At 41.1% G+C, this 17,584-nt stretch carries 15 protein-coding genes; 2 read left to right on the forward strand and 13 right to left on the reverse strand.

The window, feature by feature from the left end; genetic code table 11:
- Window positions 1-67: 67 nt before the first annotated feature.
- Window positions 68-1,564: an MATE family efflux transporter gene (locus tag WKT03_RS09200; protein ID WP_021944510.1), complete on the forward strand. Its 1,497-nt coding sequence runs from the start codon at window positions 68-70 to the stop codon at window positions 1,562-1,564.
- An 81-nt stretch (window positions 1,565-1,645) separates the two neighbouring features.
- Here WKT03_RS09200 and WKT03_RS09205 read toward each other — a convergent pair whose 3' ends face one another.
- The 6 genes from WKT03_RS09205 to WKT03_RS09230 all read right to left on the reverse strand — a co-directional run bounded on the left by WKT03_RS09205 (window position 1,646) and on the right by WKT03_RS09230 (window position 10,797).
- Window positions 1,646-3,007, reverse strand: coding sequence for an MATE family efflux transporter (locus tag WKT03_RS09205; protein ID WP_021944511.1), 1,362 nt, complete (start codon window positions 3,005-3,007; stop codon window positions 1,646-1,648).
- A 148-nt stretch (window positions 3,008-3,155) separates the two neighbouring features.
- Complete coding sequence (locus WKT03_RS09210; protein ID WP_021944512.1) at window positions 3,156-4,181, reverse strand: aldo/keto reductase; 1,026 nt, start codon at window positions 4,179-4,181, stop codon at window positions 3,156-3,158.
- 112 nt (window positions 4,182-4,293) lie between these two features.
- Window positions 4,294-5,310: a UDP-glucose 4-epimerase GalE gene (galE, locus tag WKT03_RS09215; protein ID WP_008402329.1), complete on the reverse strand. Its 1,017-nt coding sequence runs from the start codon at window positions 5,308-5,310 to the stop codon at window positions 4,294-4,296.
- A 170-nt stretch (window positions 5,311-5,480) separates the two neighbouring features.
- On the reverse strand, window positions 5,481-6,314 hold the full coding sequence (locus WKT03_RS09220; RefSeq protein ID WP_117785259.1) for a TIGR03915 family putative DNA repair protein: 834 nt from the start codon (window positions 6,312-6,314) through the stop codon (window positions 5,481-5,483).
- Window positions 6,315-6,421: 107 nt separating this feature from the next.
- Window positions 6,422-7,885 (reverse strand): putative DNA modification/repair radical SAM protein, encoded by a 1,464-nt coding sequence (locus tag WKT03_RS09225; protein WP_340391652.1) that lies wholly within the window; start codon window positions 7,883-7,885, stop codon window positions 6,422-6,424.
- Window positions 7,886-8,412: 527 nt separating this feature from the next.
- Window positions 8,413-10,797, reverse strand: coding sequence for an amidase domain-containing protein (locus tag WKT03_RS09230; protein WP_340391654.1), 2,385 nt, complete (start codon window positions 10,795-10,797; stop codon window positions 8,413-8,415).
- 118 nt (window positions 10,798-10,915) lie between these two features.
- On the opposite strand from WKT03_RS09230, the gene WKT03_RS09235 reads away from it, so the two are divergent.
- Window positions 10,916-11,065 (forward strand): DUF6364 family protein, encoded by a 150-nt coding sequence (locus WKT03_RS09235; protein WP_118483429.1) that lies wholly within the window; start codon window positions 10,916-10,918, stop codon window positions 11,063-11,065.
- Window positions 11,066-11,167: 102 nt separating this feature from the next.
- Here WKT03_RS09235 and WKT03_RS09240 read toward each other — a convergent pair whose 3' ends face one another.
- The 7 genes from WKT03_RS09240 to WKT03_RS09270 form a co-directional block, all read right to left on the reverse strand.
- Window positions 11,168-11,719: a DUF5336 domain-containing protein gene (locus WKT03_RS09240; RefSeq protein ID WP_021944515.1), complete on the reverse strand. Its 552-nt coding sequence runs from the start codon at window positions 11,717-11,719 to the stop codon at window positions 11,168-11,170.
- Between the two features lie 15 nt (window positions 11,720-11,734).
- Entirely contained in the window at window positions 11,735-12,316 is a 582-nt protein-coding gene (locus WKT03_RS09245; RefSeq protein ID WP_021944516.1) for a xanthine phosphoribosyltransferase, read from the reverse strand.
- 115 nt (window positions 12,317-12,431) lie between these two features.
- Window positions 12,432-12,974 (reverse strand): HdeD family acid-resistance protein, encoded by a 543-nt coding sequence (locus tag WKT03_RS09250; RefSeq protein WP_021944517.1) that lies wholly within the window; start codon window positions 12,972-12,974, stop codon window positions 12,432-12,434.
- Between the two features lie 5 nt (window positions 12,975-12,979).
- Complete coding sequence (gene ftsH / locus WKT03_RS09255; protein ID WP_021944518.1) at window positions 12,980-14,797, reverse strand: ATP-dependent zinc metalloprotease FtsH; 1,818 nt, start codon at window positions 14,795-14,797, stop codon at window positions 12,980-12,982.
- Between the two features lie 268 nt (window positions 14,798-15,065).
- Entirely contained in the window at window positions 15,066-15,950 is an 885-nt protein-coding gene (locus WKT03_RS09260) for a DUF3298 and DUF4163 domain-containing protein (RefSeq protein ID WP_021944519.1), read from the reverse strand.
- Entirely contained in the window at window positions 15,940-16,512 is a 573-nt protein-coding gene (locus tag WKT03_RS09265) for a sigma-70 family RNA polymerase sigma factor (RefSeq protein WP_021944520.1), read from the reverse strand. The genes WKT03_RS09260 and WKT03_RS09265 overlap by 11 nt, the downstream gene beginning before the upstream one ends.
- A 24-nt stretch (window positions 16,513-16,536) precedes the next feature.
- On the reverse strand, window positions 16,537-17,454 hold the full coding sequence (locus tag WKT03_RS09270) for a GDSL-type esterase/lipase family protein (RefSeq protein WP_340391657.1): 918 nt from the start codon (window positions 17,452-17,454) through the stop codon (window positions 16,537-16,539).
- Window positions 17,455-17,584 lie beyond the last annotated feature (130 nt).

A 17,584-nucleotide genomic window follows, 5' to 3' on the forward strand; every position in this document is an offset into this window, starting at 1 on the left:
GGCAAGCTCATATCGCAATTAACTTTTATACAATATAAAATATCAATCAAAGGAACGAGGAATATACATGAAGAAACAAACACAAGCCTACAGCATGACCGATTCTTCAAACAACACATCAAAAGCTTCACCACCAACCGGCGGAGAATCCATATCGAAAAACATCAAGAATAATCAACCGAACCAGGTTGCCCACAACACAGGCTCATCCAACCGGGAATTTCTGGCAAAAGAACCGATCGGTAAATTACTGGCAAAGCTCGCACTTCCTACAGTCGCCGCACAGATGATCAATATGCTGTATAACATCGTTGATCGTATTTACATCGGTCATATTCCACAAAACGGTTCACTGGCACTTACCGGTGTCGGTGTCTGTATGCCCCTTATCATGATCATCTCCGCTTTCGCGGCTCTGGTCGGAAATGGCGGTGCTCCACGGGCTACCATCTATATGGGCAAAAATAAAAAAGACGATGCCGAGAAAATCCTCGGTAACTGTTTTACCATGCAGATCATCTTATCCGTTATACTGACTGCTGTTCTTCTGATCTGGAATCGCGACCTGCTTCTGGCATTCGGTGCAAGTAAGAATACCATTAACTATGCAACCTCATATATGAATATATACGCAATCGGCACAATCTTTGTACAGCTCACTCTGGGTATGAATGCATTTATCACTGCACAGGGCTTCGCCAAAGAAGGTATGTTGTCCGTACTGATCGGTGCGATCGCGAATATTATCTTAGACCCGATCTTTATCTTTGCGCTTCATATGGGGGTAAAAGGCGCGGCCCTTGCAACAATCATTTCTCAGGGTTGTTCCTGCATCTGGGTCTTAAGCTTCCTCTTCGGCAAGCGGACAACTCTCCGCATCCGTGTGAAAAACCTCGGTTTGCAGGCCTCCTATACCCTGCCATGTCTGGCACTCGGTTCTGCCGTCTTTATCATGCAGGGAAGTGAAAGTATCATATCCGTGTGCTTCAACTCCTCCCTTCTGAAATATGGCGGAGATATGGCCGTCGGTGCTATGACGATCCTTACCAGCGTCATGCAGTTCGCCATGCTCCCACTTCAGGGACTTGGCCAGGGTGCTCAGCCGATCATCAGTTATAACTATGGTGCAAAAAATGCATCCAGAGTAAAGGATGCATTCAAACTTCTGCTGAAGGTCAGCCTGACATATTCTGTTTTATTATGGCTTTGCATTATGTGTTTCCCTCAGGTTTTTGCATCCATCTTTACCCCGGATACTGCTCTGATCGAGTTTACTAAAGTTGCACTTAGATACTACCTCGCGGTTATGTTCTTATTTGGAGTCCAGATCTCCTGTCAGATGACATTCAATGCCCTCGGTAACGCTCCGGCATCCATCATCGTTGCGATCATGCGTAAATTCGTCCTGCTAATCCCACTGATCTTCATTATGCCACATATCTACACCTCAGATAAGACAATGGCTGTCTACATGGCAGAACCGATCGCAGACCTGATCGCCGTAACCTTCACCGCCATCCTGTTCTTCTTCCAGTTCAGAAAGGCGCTGCGGGAAATCGAGTAAATAATTCTATCAGATAAAATGACCGGATAATCATATCCTGTTCTTACAGGCATTTGACTATCCGGTCGTTTATATTTTTTATCAAGCTTTTTCATGCTTTAATTCAGGCAACACCGTGGCACACATTGTAAAGAAGCTGGCACATCCGCCGATCAGATTCGAGATTGGCTCTGCCCAGAATACACCATCCACTCCAAGATTTCCGATTTTCGGAAGCAGAATGGTAAGTGGCACTACGATAAATGCCTTCCGAAGCAGAGAAAAGAAGGTAGCCTTTTTCGCCTTTCCAAGCGCAAGGAACACACTCTGTCCGGTAAACTGCAATGCCATAAAACAAAATCCGAAGAAATATATATGTAATGCCGGAACCCCTTTTGCGATCAGTTCCGGTGAATGATTAAATATACGGATAAACGGCTCCGGGAACAATCTGAGAGTGCCCCATGCCGCAAAAGTATAGGTTACGCATAATATAGTCAGGAAACGGATGGCTTTCCGTACCTTCTCATATGCCCCTTCTCCATAATTAAAGCTCATGACCGGAGATGCACCATTTGTAATACCCATAACCGGAAGTGTACAGATATCCCGCACGGAATTCAACACTGTCATAACGCCCACATAGATATCCCCGCCATAGACCTGAAGTGTCGCATTACATACAACCTGTACCAGACTGTTTGTAAATGCCATGATAAAGCTGGATACTCCCAGACTGATGATCCGCAAAACCCGCTTCCACTGCAGCCACATACAGCTCCATTTCAAATGAAGCACTGCCCGTTTTCCGGTCAGGAAGACAAGTACCCATACTGCCGAGCAAAACTGGGAAATGATCGTCGCAATAGCCGCGCCTCTTACTCCCAGATTTAAAACAAAGATAAACATAGGATCCAGTATTATATTTAAAACTGCTCCGATCAGAACCGATATCATTCCGGTATTTCCAAAGCCCTGACTGTTGATAAACGGATTCATTCCTACCGATACCATGACAAATACCGTTCCCAGCAGATAGATCCGAATATAGGAGCCTGCATATGGGAATGTATCATCACTTGCGCCAAACAGATAAAGAATCGGCTTATAAAAGATCAGCCCGATAATCGTCAATACAATTCCTGTTCCGATCAATAAAGTAAAAGCATTTCCCATCAGATGCTCCGCTTCCTTATCATTACCCTTGCCGCGTTCCATGGAACAAAGCGGTGCACCTCCATTTCCATACAGATAGGTAAAGGCGGTGATCAGTGAAATGATCGGAAAGCACAGACCTACCCCTGTCAGTGCAGTTGTACCGACTTCCGGGATCCGTCCGATGTAGATCCTGTCAACCACGTTATATAAAAGATTAAGTAGCTGTGCCAGAATCATTGGTACAGCTACTTCTATAATATTTCTATATACATTTCCACTTGAGAAATCTGTCTGATGTGCCTGCAATACCGTCTTCCTCTTTCAAAATAACATACAATATGATCCGTTCTGTTCCGTCAATACTTTCAAAAGCATTCTCTGTCAGAAAATACTTTTCAGAACTGTCTTTTATATTATATTCTTTTTTGAAGTGAAGTCAAATAACACTTATCATCTATGCGTGATAAAGGTTGACCGCCTTTTCGATCAGTGCCAGTTCCTCTGCTTCCATCTCGGTTGTTCTCTGCTTCTCAGCAGCCTTCAGATTACTGAGTATCTGTTCCGGCTTCGATGCACCGATCAAAACGGTTGTAACCTCCGGTTTATTCAGCAGCCATGCAATCGCAAGCTCTGACAAGCTCATATTATAGCCTGCTGCAATATCATTTAACTCTGTCAGAAGCGGACGCATCGATACGACCTGATCCTCATGAAGGAACCGTCCGTCTCTTGCCACCCGGCTGTCCTTTGGAATATTCTGCAGATATTTATCGGTTAACATACCCTGTGCCAGTGGAGAAAAGCAGATCAGTCCTCTTCCGGATGCATATGTCTGCTTCAGTAGTCCGTTCTTCTCAACTGTCCGATCCAGAATACTGTAACAATTCTGATTGATGATAAACGGACAATGCAGTTCATCCAGAATCCGCTCTGCTTTCGCCATCGTCGGGCCGTCATAATTCGACAGACCTACGTATAAAGCCTTACCACTTCTTACAATCTGTGCAAGTGCTTCCATCGTCTCTTCTAACGGTGTGTTCGGATCCATGCGATGATGATAGAAGATATCTACATATGGAAGTCCCATTCTCTTTAAGCTCTGATCCAGACTCGCGATCAGGTATTTGCGGCTGCCCCAGTTGCCATAAGGACCTTCCCACATATCATATCCTGCTTTTGTACTGATCACCATCTCGTCTCTGTAAGCACTCATTTCTTCCCGAAGGATTCTGCCGAAGTTTTCCTCTGCACTTCCATATACCGGTCCGTAATTATTTGCCAGATCAAAATGTGTGATTCCGTGATCGAATGCGGTAAAACACATCTGTTTCATATTTTCATAATTATCTACACTACCAAAATTATGCCAGAGTCCCAGTGCGATTGGAGGAAGCATCAGACCACTTTTACCGCAATGACGGTAAAAATCCGTTCCTTCTGTCTCTGTATATCTGGTCTTTGAAGCTGTATATTCAGCCATATAAACTAACCCCTTTCTATCTTAAACAAACAGGCAATTGTATCTTCTCTATGCCCTGTATTCCGGCACGTTTACAATTGCCTGTCTGTTACTTATTTACTGAATATTTTCATTATGCACCATAGCCATCCGGATTCATGCTCTGCCATCTCCATGAATCTGCGCACATCTCATCAATTCCGTATTCTGCTTCCCAGCCAAGTTCTTTCTTAGCAAGAGTTGCATCAGAATAACAGGTTGCGATATCACCTGCACGACGAGGCTTGATCTCATAAGGAATCTTCTTGCCGCATGCCTTCTCAAATGCCTTAACAACATCTAAAACGCTGTATCCTTTTCCTGTACCCAGATTGTAAATCTTTACACCCGGATTCTCTTTGATCTTATTGATCGCTTTTACATGACCCTTGGCAAGATCTACAACATGGATATAATCTCTGACACCTGTTCCGTCCGGTGTATCATAGTCATCACCGAATACACCAAGACAAGGAAGCTTTCCTACCGCTACCTGTGCTACATAAGGAAGCAGGTTGTTTGGAATACCCTTTGGATCTTCTCCGATTAGTCCGCTCTTATGTGCTCCGATTGGATTGAAGTAACGAAGCAGGATTACATTCCATTCCGGATCTGCTGTGTGGATATCTGTCAGGATCTGCTCAAGCATATGCTTGGTCCAGCCGTAAGGATTTGTGCAGACACCCTTTGGACATTCCTCTGTGATCGGAATAAATGCAGGATTGCCATATACGGTTGCAGATGATGAAAAGATAATGTTCTTGCATCCATTCTCGCGCATTGCCTTGCAAAGTGTTAATGTACCCGCAATGTTATTCTCATAATATTCGAGTGGCTTACGAACAGATTCACCAACTGCCTTTAAGCCTGCAAAATGAATTACTGTATCCGGCTTTTCTTTTGCAAAGATTTCATTCATTGCATCCAGATCACGGATATCCTTCTCATAAAATGTTACGTCTTTTCCTGTTATCTCTTTTATTCTACCAATTACTTTCGGACTCGCATTATACAGATTGTCAACAACTACTACATCATATCCTGCTTCTAATAATTCAACGCAGGTATGACTTCCAATATAACCAGCACCACCTGTTACTAAAATCTTCATATCATAATCCTCCTGTAAAATAAATTCTTAACCTTCGGTTATCACAACATTTATCGGTACCGGATTCTCTGTTACGATAACCACTATCATCATTATACACGAGAATAAAAACTAATCAATAGTTTTTGCTAAATTTTTACTAAAAGTTAGTAAATTTTATTCTTTTTTGTTTACTGCATGAATTCTACCGCATGCTTCCGCTTCCATATCGGCATCAGATTCCGCTGGCAGGTCGGATTCTTCCGCTGTTCAATCCCGATCGTATGAAAGAAGGTCTTCCAGAGTTCGGTATATTCATCCTTCAATAATTCCGTCTGTCGGAGCGTCTTCATTTCCTCATCGGACAACTCCCGCAAATACATCTTCTGAGCCTTTTCCTTCATATATTGGTTCTGTTCTGAAATCTCTCTTTCTCTATCTGCCTGCTGCCCTGAGTAATGTTTTCCCGGATGGATCACCGCATACTTCCGGTTATCATCAAGGATCATAAAATATTCATCCGGCATCCGGTCTGCAAAATGCTCTGCCACCTGATAGATCACATCATGCTTCGGTTCCAGATGACAGACATACACCTTATTATCGATCGAATTGAATCTGGCAAATTCCCGAAAATGATGAATTTCATTTCCAACTGCCCGCCGAATCTCCAGCATCCGGCTGACCGGAGACTCGGCAAGCATCCCGATCACCCTTGGTCCTGCCTGAAATCCGATCCGCAAAAACCGGTAGATATCGTCCAGTACATCTTCTTCCATCAGACAGGCATAATACACATCGATATATGCCTGCATCCCAATCTTATTTCGAACGGAACGCAGAACCTTTTCCGTCTTTTCTGCATCGGCATCCACATGGACATACTCGTCAAATAAAGTTGCCTGCACGATCGGCTCCGTCCGTAACTGCACCTTATCATGTCCGACCCGGAGTGCATAGACCCATGCATCATAGATGCAGGTCATCATATCTTCTAATTGATGTTTACAGGTAAATATCCTCATATTTACATTCTCCCATCTATATCCTCATCTATCTATAAAATCTATCCTGACAATATTTCTTCATACAATCGTCTATTCTTAAATAGGATTTTACATTTATCCACAAATCAATTCGGAACTCCAAATACTCCCTGAGCATCAAAAAAGGATAACTGCTTATATTCTTCTTCCTTATGCTCTACCTGCCAGTTTTCTTTTGCATGCTCGCCTATCAGTTGTCTGGTAATATACTGCTCTTCGATCGGTATCTTATACATCATCCGTCCTCCACAGGTAATAAAATAATGCGCCCGTTTCAACACCACGCCCATCTTCTTCAGATGGTCAAATTCCAGATGTCCGTACCGTCTCGCCTTTACGATCCTGCCTGCTGATTTCGGTCCTATCCCCGGCACCCGAAGCAGCGTATCATAAGAAGCTGTCTGCACTTCGATCGGGAACTGTTCCAGATGCCGAATCGCCCAGTCGCATTTCGGATCCATGCGGACATTAAAATTCGGTCGCTCCTCCGACAACAATTCATCTGCCTGAAATCCATAAAACCGCAGCAGCCAGTCTGCCTGATACAGTCGATGTTCTCTCAGAAGCGGAACCGGAGTCTCAAGCGCCGGAAGTGCCGAATCCTCATTTACCGGAATATATGCGGAATAAAAGACACGTTTCAGATCATAGTTCTGGTATAACTTCTGTGTCGTCTGAACCAGCATATAGTCGCTCTCATCGGATGCTCCAATGATCATCTGTGTACTCTGACCTGCCGGTGCAAATGCCCGCGGCTTCCATGTATCCTGAGTTGCCGGAGCAAAGGAAGCTGCTTTCTTCCAAAGAGAGCCGTCTCCATTACTCTGTGCTCCGGTCAGCCGTAACTGTTCTTTCCCGAATATACTTCCCGGCAGATAACGATTCCCCAGACTGCGTTCCATTCTTGCATCTTTCCCTATCAGGGTTCTTGTCTCTGCGATCGTATCACGCACTTTCCCCATCGGAGTCATGATCGTCTGGAAACTCTTATTCGGAGCAAGCTTCTTTAGGCTCTCCGCAGTCGGCAGCTCCAGATTCACACTGATGCGGTCTGCCAGAAATCCGGCTGCCGCAAGCAGTTCATCCGGCGCACCCGGAATCGTCTTTACATGAATATATCCGTTGAACTTGTATTTTGTACGAAGGAGCTGTAAGGTTATACAGATCTGCTCCATCGTGTATGCCGGATCACGGATCACACCGGAGCTTAAGAACAGCCCTTCTATATAATTCCTTTTATAAAATTCGATCGTCAGTTCACAGATCTCCTCCGGCGTAAAAGTGGCACGCTTGACATCATTCGATACTCGGTTCACGCAATACTTGCAGTCATAAATACAATGATTCGTCATCAGAATCTTGAGCAGAGAGATACAGCGTCCGTCTGATGCAAAGCTGTGACAGATTCCGCAGGATCGTGCATTTCCGAGCATTCCTTCCTTTCCTTTTCGATCCACACCGCTGGATGTACATGCCACATCATACTTCGCCGCATCCGCCAGTATATGTAATTTTTCCTGTATGGTTTTATTTGCTTGTATTTCGAACATATGTTTATTATAAGAACTTACGTTCGATTTTTCAAGTGGAAATTTTTGTTTTTTACATACGAAAAAGGCTTCCTGCCAGTGCCGGTATATATCCTTTATTCCACAGAACACTTGTGTTCTGTTTTTCACGTAGCGGTACTAGGCTCACTGCCTATCGCAGTTCACCAAGGACCGACGTGAAAAAAGGTCTGTTCCATAAAGATATATAGCGAGCACTGGCAGGAAGCCTTTTTCTGTCTTTGTAATAAACTATATACATATTTCCACATTTAAAAATCAAACTGGTAATTGTTTCATATTGTGAAAATGTTACAGAATTGTTACAATCCCATTGTACTCGATCGATACATTTATAAATTACAACAGGAGGATTTTATTATGTGTATTAATTATAACTGTTCAGATCTTTGGAATATGATCTGCAAATATCTAGGTTTAGGCTGTTAATTTGTAAATAAAAACAGCATATCAGAAATGAACAGTTTTTTAATCTGTTCACTTCTGATATGCTATCTTTTTATATCATTTTATTTGCTCCAAGAAATACCTTTGGATTCTGATGTCTTACTCTCAATAACTTTTTTGCCTACAGACTTATATGTTTTTATTCTATATGTATATTTTGTTCTATCTTTTTTTATACTACGGTCTGTATATGAACATACTGAAGGTCTGGTTATTATTTTTACAAGCTTGTATGAACTGTTTCCTGTTTTTCTGTATATTTTATAGCCAGAACATGGTTTTTTATTCCAAGTTAATTTAATACCATTCAAAGTTCTGCTGACTTTTCTAATATTTGTTTTTGGCGGAAGTATTTTAAATTCAGTCTTCATTTTTCCAGAATAATTTCCAATAAACAAAATAGTTACTTTATAAGTTCCAACTTTTTTGCAACCAGAACTATATTTAACTATATAATTAGATTTGTTAATAATTTGTCCATTTGCCCCCCAAATAGTTACCTTTGGTTTCTGTACAGAACCATTATATGTAAATGTCTCTTTTGAAAGAGTTATCATTTCCGGATGATAGATAACACTTTTTATCTTATTTTTTCCACAATAAACACATTCTTCAACTATCTTTCCATTCTTTTCTTTCGTCGCCTTACTTACTGTTTTTTTGTACATATGTCCGATTTTATTTACTATTTCGGAATTTTTTTTGGCTCCACACCTTTTACAGTGAATCGATTTTATTCCAGTCTCTGTACAGGTTGCTTTTTTATCAATGCTATACTCCGTATTCCATAAGTGTCCAAGCATTGTGCCATTTAGATATGTTTCTGTACCTTTTGCAGAACAGGTTTCACATTTATAATAATAAACAGCCGGTTTTGTGCATGTTGCAGATTGCTTTAAATATTCCGATTGCGTTGATTTTTCTGTAAATTTATGTGAAACTTTTGAAATTACCTCTTTATATGTATCTCCACAGGAACATGTATATAACGCTATTCCTGTCTCTTTGCATGTTGGCTGCTTTATAATTTTCTTTGTATACTCATGTCTGTGCTGCTCTATGCTTACCACAAATCGATCCGATATATCTCCGTCTGTATAATAGTTTCCCAATGACGTCTCATTCTCTGAACATAACTTTGCAACATATGTTCCATTGTCTAACGGAATTGTAATTTCGTTTTTCCTGATAGCCCAATGTGACTGAACCGGCTTCTCCAAATCATTTATATTATATATAAACAAATTATAACAGGTACAATTTCTAAAACTGTTCCAGTTAAATGTAGTATTTCCATTTGATTTATTTGTCTTAATACTTGTAATAGATGGTTTTTGTGGGTCATTATTTACAGTAAACTGCGTAGATAAATCTCCATCTGTGTAATAATTTCCATTTGAAGTTTCATTTTCTGAACATAATTTTACTACATATGTTCCATTCGGAATAACGATTCTAAGTGTATTCTTTCGAATTGCCCAGTGTGATTGAACCGGTTCTGACAAATTATTCGTTGCATATAAAAACAAATTATAACATGTAGCATTTTTTACATTGTCCCATGTAAAATTAACATATCCATTTTTTCCTTCGATATTTATTTTTTTAATACTCGGCTTTGCGGGTGTATAGGAATCCGTAACTGTAACGTATACACCTGTACTACAATTAAATCCAACATTATTACGTCCCTCTATTATACAACAATAGGTACCCGCCTCATTAAATTTATAACTGACCGTACCTCTGCTATTATTTACTTCAACGCTTGCATATCTACTTCCATCACGATCGATGCCTACATCCCTGATAGCTGCATCATCTATATTATATGTAAATGTAACCGTATCTCCCACATTTATAGAAGTCTTATCAACAGATATCGTGCAATTTTTAGGTATATTGGAATAACTCACACTGCTTGTATGCAAAATTGCTGCCCATGTAATATTGCCATATTTCCAGGAACATGTTCCGCTCTTATCCGTATAATTCCCATCTAATACATTTGTTGTATGTCCTGTAATCTTTGGAACACCATTTACCTTGCTTGTTATTATCGTTGTATGATTTGCTTCTCCAGTGTATGTAGTATCATAAAACATTACATCTCCCGGTTCTACCTGATCAGCTGATGGATTTTGAATAATTGTAAATCCCATATTCGCCAGTGTATCTTTCAAAGTAGGAACCCACGCAGTATATATATCCAATCCTCCTGCTTTTAAACATTGCGAAACAAAATTTGCACAATCCGAATCATATGTTTTATATGCCGGATTTCTCTTTGATCCTCCCCATGTCATCGCATAATTCACAGCTGCAATTGTATTATATGAAGCAGCTTTTACCGTCTTCATATTACTCTGTTCAATACTCGGAACTGTTATAAATAACAAAACAACTGTTAAAAAAATACTAATTACTTTTTTTGCTTTTCTACCCATATACTTTCACTCCTTCATTATATAAAACATTAGTTTTATACTACTTTATCATATTTCATCCTACTTAACAATATTAAATGCTCCTAAATGATATATTACTATTAAGGTAGGTGATTGAATGAAACCATTGAAAAATAAAGTAAGTATTACTTTGGACGAGGATATAATAAAGCAAATCAAAGAATTGGCAGAAAATGATGATCGATCATTCAGTCAATATATTAATATGGTACTAAAAAATCATATTAACGATACATTGCAAAAATAATATTCATCATGAATACGTTAATTTATATGCAAAAAGGCTTCCTACCAGTGTATGTATATATCATTCACCGGCAGGAAGCCTTTTTATTATTAAATATTTTAACTATTTCTTCTTATTCTTCAAGTCTGTCACCAGAATCATTGCTGCACCGGCTACCATAACGATCGCACCGATCAGCAGGAAGATGGTTCCATAGCCAAGGCTATAGACTATATCGCCATTGGCATTATTCTTGATCTGAACCATTGTATTGACCAGATCGATCATGATCACAGCCAGAGTCAGGATCGCTGTAAGTAACGTCCATTTTCTTGCATTTTTAAATACCATTATAATACTTGTGATCAATGCAAAAAATATAACAAGGATTCCGTCTCCACTCAGGAAATTGACGGATTCTGTTGTTCCATCCACAGTCGCCTGAACGAACGGCTGGAAGTTTGCCCATATCAGAAGCATCGCCATAAGTCCGATCAGAACTCTTCCGATCGCAACAGGTTTCGGTGTCTCCATCTTCTCATTTGCTACATTTGAAAACCGTTTGGAGATTCCTCCATAGGTCTTACTGTAATCCATAATGGATAAATCTTTCTCTCTGTGCTCTCCACTGCCGGAGGTTGTCTGCACAGAATCTTTCTCATTCTGTTCTGCCATAAAAAACTCCTTTAATTACTGCTCCCGGAAAACGATCTTTCCTGTCGCTGTATCCATCCCGTCTACGATCGCCAAAGATTCCAGATGATATCCCAGATTCCGGATGATCTGTCCGCCGGTCTGGAAGCCTTTTTCGATTACGATACCGATTCCCGCAACATTTGCACCGGCTGATGTCACGATAGAGATCAATCCCTGAAGCGCACAGCCATTTGCGAGGAAGTCATCAATGATCAGAACATTGTCATCCGGATTCAAGAATTTCTTTGACACGATAACCTGATTCTTACATTTGTGGGTAAAGGATTCTACCTCTGCCACATATACTTCACCTTCTATATTGATGCTTTTTGATTTCTTCGCAAAGATAACAGGCACATCAAACTGTCGCGCTGCCACACATGCAATCCCGATTCCGGATGCCTCGATCGTGAGAATCTTATTGATCGGCGTTCCTTCAAAACGCTTCTTAAATTCTTCACCGATCTGGTCAAATAACCGGATGTCCATCTGGTGATTCAAAAAGCTGTCAACCTTTAATACATTTCCTTCTTTTACAATTCCGTCTTTTACAATTCTTTCTTCTAAGAAATTCACTGTAGTTCCTCCTTGAGATTGCTTTCGTCCTTAACAAACAATTAGTACAATCATACATCATTTCTCGATGAGATTCTACTGGAAATGTATTTTTTATGATTCAAATTATTTACGCCTACCAGTCTGATCCCATTTTGCTGAGTGCTGATGCAATACTATCAATTCCAAGCACGGTCAGATACAGTCCGATCAGATAACCAAATGCGACAACTGCTGTAATCGGTTCTATCAGAAGCATAACTCCGATCACGATACCGACGATATTTAACAACAGGGATACAAGTCCGAAGCTGTTACCTGCAAAATACCGTACAGTGCTGATATGGGACAGTCTGGATATACTGTGCATAATGATCCAGAGTGCAAAGAGCCAGATTACTAACCGTTGTGCGGCTCCCGGACAGAGGATCAGCATCATACCAAGCAGGGTACTTAAGATGCCGGAGGTCAGGGATACTGTCGGTACAACTCCCATATGCCGCTCCATCTTTACATAGAATATAATATCTGTTATACCGCTGACTGCTGCCACGATTCCGTAACAGATGACAATACTGTTCAACATACTTTCAGGACGGATCATCGTAAAGATACCAAGTATAGTGAGTATGATTCCAAGTATCAGCTCCATCCAGCCAAATTCTGTTCGTTTCCTCATAATTCTCACCTCTTATCCTGTAAAATGCTCATAAATTCGTCTCCTGTGATCGTCTCTTTCTCATATAAAAAGGCTGCCAACTCATCCAGCTTTTCCCGGTTCTCCTCTAAAATCTTACGCGCTTTTTCATGCTGAACCTTCACCAGTTTTACAACCTTGCGGTCAATCTCCCGCTGGGTTTCCGGTGAACAGGTAAGGGATGTATCCCCACCAAGATACTGATTATTTCTCGTCTCCATCGCAACCATATCAAAGTCATCATTCATGCCATACTGGGTGATCATCGCCCGTGCGATCTTCGTTGCCTGCTCGATATCATTCGATGCTCCGGTCGTAACTTCACCGAATATCACTTCCTCTGCTGCACGTCCACCGGTAAAAGTTGCAATCTTATTTTCCAGTTCTTCTTTTGTCAGCAGATATTTGTCTCCCTGTTCCACCTGCATGGTGTAGCCGAGCGCACCTGAGGTTCTCGGAATGATCGTGATCTTCTGTACCGGTGCCGAGTGTGACTGCATGGCCGCTACGAGCGCATGGCCGATCTCATGATAGGCAACCACATGCTTTTCTTTATCTGATAAAACAGCATTCTTCTTCTGATATCCTGCGATAACTACTTCTACGCTTTCTTCAAGATCTGCTTCTGTAACGATCGTTCTGCCTGCCCGTACTGTCCGAAGAGCTGCTTCATTTACGATATTTGCCAGCTCTGCACCGGAAGCTCCTGCTGCCATTCTTGCGATTGTATGGAAATCCACATCATCCGAAACCTTGATCTTTCTGGCATGTACCTGAAGGATCGCTTCCCTTCCTTTCAGATCCGGAAGTTCAACCGGAACTCTACGGTCGAATCGACCCGGACGGGTAAGTGCAGGATCAAGCGATTCCGGTCGGTTTGTTGCCGCCAGGATGATAACGCCGTTGTTTCCTTCAAAACCATCCATCTCAGTCAGGAGCTGGTTCAAGGTCTGTTCTCTTTCATCATTTCCTCCGATCTGTCCGTCACGCTTCTTACCGATCGCATCAATCTCATCGATAAATACTATACATGGTGCTTTTTCCTTTGCCTGCTTGAACAGATCTCTGACCTTGGAGGCACCCATACCTACAAACATTTCTACGAATTCCGAACCGGACATCGAGAAGAACGGTACATTGGACTCTCCCGCAACTGCTTTTGCAAGCATTGTTTTACCGGTTCCCGGAGGACCTACTAACAGGACACCTTTTGGCATCGAAGCACCGACATCCGTATATTTCGCAGGGTTGTGCAGATAATCAACGATTTCTGCCAGATTCTCTTTTGCTTCATCCTCTCCTGCGACATCCGAGAAACGGATACCGTTTGTTGACTGCACATATACCTTGGCATTGCTCTTTCCCATTCCAAAGGACAACGCATTCTTACCGCCCGCCTGTTCGATCAGCTTCTTACTGAAATACTGACCCAGTCCGATGAATATAATGATCGGAAGAAGGAATGTCAACAGGAAATGCCAGACCGGTGATACCGTCTCCTCGACATTCTTTGAAAATACCGCTCCGGCATCGTATAATCGTTCCGTCAGTCCCGGATCATCCATAGCTCCGGTCTTATAGTATGTGTTCTTATCCTTGTCTGTGAAGATGATCTCAGAATCAGCCACCTCTACTTCACCAATATTTTTCTCATTGATCATCTTCATAAATGTTCCGTAATCTACTTCCTTGACCTGTGTCTTCATCAGAAGCGGATAAATGAACATATTAAAAACCAGAAGAATAACCAGCACGATCCCATAATAGAAGATCAATGGCTTCTTGGGTGATTTTACTTCTTTCATATGTCTCCTCTCTTTCCGGCAGGTACCTGTAATTTCTACACATGTGTACTGCCTTTTCCTGTATTATTTCCAAGTTTCGCAAATTATCATAGCAATCATCGCTAACCTGTGTTGACACAGCTTTTGGTATTGCTTATGCAGGAAAAGCTATTAGCACTCGCTATATAAGAGTGCTAAGTTTCTTTTAGAACAATATAGCCAGAAAAAAAGGAAATGTCAATCTCTTTTATAAAGATTTCACACTTCCTTTACAGCTTTTTATTTTATATTATTTTGATACATCAATTATAAATTCCGGCGTTCCCATTGCTCCTGCACCCAGCTCATATTTATTAAAAAATACCACAACCTGATCCTTGTCATTGATATAAAACTGTGTATCTTCATTGATCAGATCTTCCAGATCTAAATCTTCCCATAGATAGAATTTCTTTTCGTCGTCCCAGGTATTGATCTGCTTCTGAACCTCATCGGCTATGATCTTCTTATAATTGCTGCCAAACCATTCTTTTAATGTAATATCCTTTCCTGTATCCAGATCGATGTTATAATAGAACATCTGGTAATAACCGGTTGCCCGGGTCTCATTTTCACTGATCACAAAGGATACATAATGTTCATCCAGACATTTGACCTCATAGTCAATAACGATATCATATGGGATAAAGTTCTTCGGATCTCCCCCGGTTAATATATAAGCGTTATACTCTTCTTCCGCACGCTTCTTACTTGCTTCCACTTCCTGGTTGATCATCTTTGCTATCTCACGATTCACACGCTTTTCCAGTTCGGAATTTCCGGTATTATTCAACTGCGGAACTTTCACATTTACATATTTGGCTTCATCCGCATATTCATATTCCCGGAAGGTAAATACCTGACACACAGGACCGATAAACGGCGTATCTGCTGCTGCCTTTGCAAACGTCGGAGATACATTCAGCAGAACCACAAATATCAAAAACATTGCAGCTACGGCCTCTCCTGCATAACGCAGTATATGTTTCTTCCGTCTCGTATATATATTAACAGGCTTCTGATCCGACATCCCTGTGCTCTCTGTCGTCAGCCCTTCTTCTATCGCATCCTGAACTATGGAATTCAATTGTTCCGGGATTTTTATATTTTCATATTCCTCTTTATTAAACTTCATCATAAACCTCCAAATCCAGCTTTAAGAGTTTCAAAGCCTTATACAACCTTGATTTTACTGTGTTGATATTATCTCCTGTAACCTCTGCGATCTTGTCAAATTGCATATCTTCAAAAAAACGCAAAAGAACGACTGTTTTCAATTTTGCCGGAAGCCGATCCATAGAATGATACAGATCGACATATTCCTCCTGCTTTCCCGTCCTGTCTGTACTGTCTTCAAGTGAATCATCCTCCTGCAGATAGACAACCTTTTTTTGCCTTCGCAAAGCCATCAGACATTCATTGATCAGTATACGATACGCCCATGTTTCAAAGTATTCCGGACTTTTTACCTGGCTCCGGTTCTGCAGTATCTTAACGACCGCATCATGAACCGCATCTAAAGCATCCTGTTCATTCTTCATATAGCCAAATGCCATCCGATAAAACTTCTCCTGATTATCCTCAATAAATCGTATCACCACAGTTGACCGGATTCCCGTATCTTGTGATTCCTGCTTTTTATAACTGGCACGTTCATTCTGATATTTCGTTTTTCTTAAAATACTACGCTCATTCACGTTCTGTTCCCTCTGTTAATATTTTTATTTATCCAGTGTATGTTCCTCCAGATATGTGAGCCATTTTTCACAATATTTCTTATTCAGATGAATTCCATCTGTGGCCGCATCATCCGGCAGAACTCCATCTGTTGATACCGCTTCCTGCACATTCACAAATGTAGCACCTTCATCCGCTGCAAGCTGCTCTAATCGTTTATTATATTCCGCGATCTTATCATTTCTGACATATCCGCCGGAATCCGATACCGCTTTACTTACCGGAAGTACCGACTGAATAAATATCTTTGCAGATGGATTTTGTGCCTTAATATCATCAATGATCTGCTTGTAATCTGAGATAAATATATCATTACTGATCCAGCCTGTCTCATTGATTCCAAACATTAAATATACACGATTATATCTTGTTCTGGCAAGTGCCTCCATCACTGACCGGTCTTCATCGTCCTGATGGATTACTTTTTCGGTATATGCGCTTGCAACAGTTAATCCCTTGTGTACATATGCGGTTGTCTGTATACCGGTTTGTAACACGAAGCCTTCCGTTCTGGAATCTCCGACAAATACCGCATCCGAAAAATCATTTGATTTGTCATCGCTCTTTAAATCCATGTTTTTTACTGATCCTGTTGTTGTATCATCGCCCCGGCCTGTCAGCAATGTCTCTTTCACATTACCGGTTCCGAAACTCTCTGTCGTACTTGTCTCTGTCGTACTTACCTCTGTTGTCACAGGCTCCTGCGTTGATCCTTCTACAATCGGTCTGTCTTTCGCCATATGTATGAACCGAATACTGATGCAGAACGCAAACAGAAGCATTACTGCTGCCGTTCCACGCATAAATATCTGCTGTCTTCTTCTCCTTCTCTTTCTCTTTTGCTGCATTAAGAACATCTTTCTTCTTTTTTGTAATCTGACTCTATTCCTATTCTGACGCATTATCCGTTCCTCCTTATATATCTCAAAAGTATTTCTTACTTTGTTTTCTATTATTTAGATGTTTAAGGATGAGAAAAAGTTGATACAAATTTATATTTTTTGAAAAAATTTTGATTTGACGAAATTTCGA

Origin of the sequence: Coprococcus sp. HCN-4056 (assembly GCF_037892645.1) — a bacterium.
Taxonomy (GTDB): domain Bacteria; phylum Bacillota; class Clostridia; order Lachnospirales; family Lachnospiraceae; genus Coprococcus; species Coprococcus ammoniilyticus.

Coding starts and splice junctions, on each gene's coding strand:
- WKT03_RS09260 (WP_021944519.1), bottom strand. CDS start 15,950: ATGAAGTTTAATAAAGAGGAATATGAAAATATAAAAATCCCGGAACAA.
- ftsH (WP_021944518.1), bottom strand. CDS start 14,797: ATGAAAGAAGTAAAATCACCCAAGAAGCCATTGATCTTCTATTATGGG.
- WKT03_RS09210 (WP_021944512.1), bottom strand. CDS start 4,181: ATGGCTGAATATACAGCTTCAAAGACCAGATATACAGAGACAGAAGGA.
- WKT03_RS09225 (WP_340391652.1), bottom strand. CDS start 7,885: ATGTTCGAAATACAAGCAAATAAAACCATACAGGAAAAATTACATATA.
- WKT03_RS09240 (WP_021944515.1), bottom strand. CDS start 11,719: ATGGCAGAACAGAATGAGAAAGATTCTGTGCAGACAACCTCCGGCAGT.
- WKT03_RS09270 (WP_340391657.1), bottom strand. CDS start 17,454: ATGCGTCAGAATAGGAATAGAGTCAGATTACAAAAAAGAAGAAAGATG.
- WKT03_RS09230 (WP_340391654.1), bottom strand. CDS start 10,797: ATGGGTAGAAAAGCAAAAAAAGTAATTAGTATTTTTTTAACAGTTGTT.
- WKT03_RS09250 (WP_021944517.1), bottom strand. CDS start 12,974: ATGAGGAAACGAACAGAATTTGGCTGGATGGAGCTGATACTTGGAATC.
- WKT03_RS09235 (WP_118483429.1), top strand. CDS start 10,916: ATGAAACCATTGAAAAATAAAGTAAGTATTACTTTGGACGAGGATATA.
- WKT03_RS09200 (WP_021944510.1), top strand. CDS start 68: ATGAAGAAACAAACACAAGCCTACAGCATGACCGATTCTTCAAACAAC.
- WKT03_RS09220 (WP_117785259.1), bottom strand. CDS start 6,314: ATGAGGATATTTACCTGTAAACATCAATTAGAAGATATGATGACCTGC.
- galE (WP_008402329.1), bottom strand. CDS start 5,310: ATGAAGATTTTAGTAACAGGTGGTGCTGGTTATATTGGAAGTCATACC.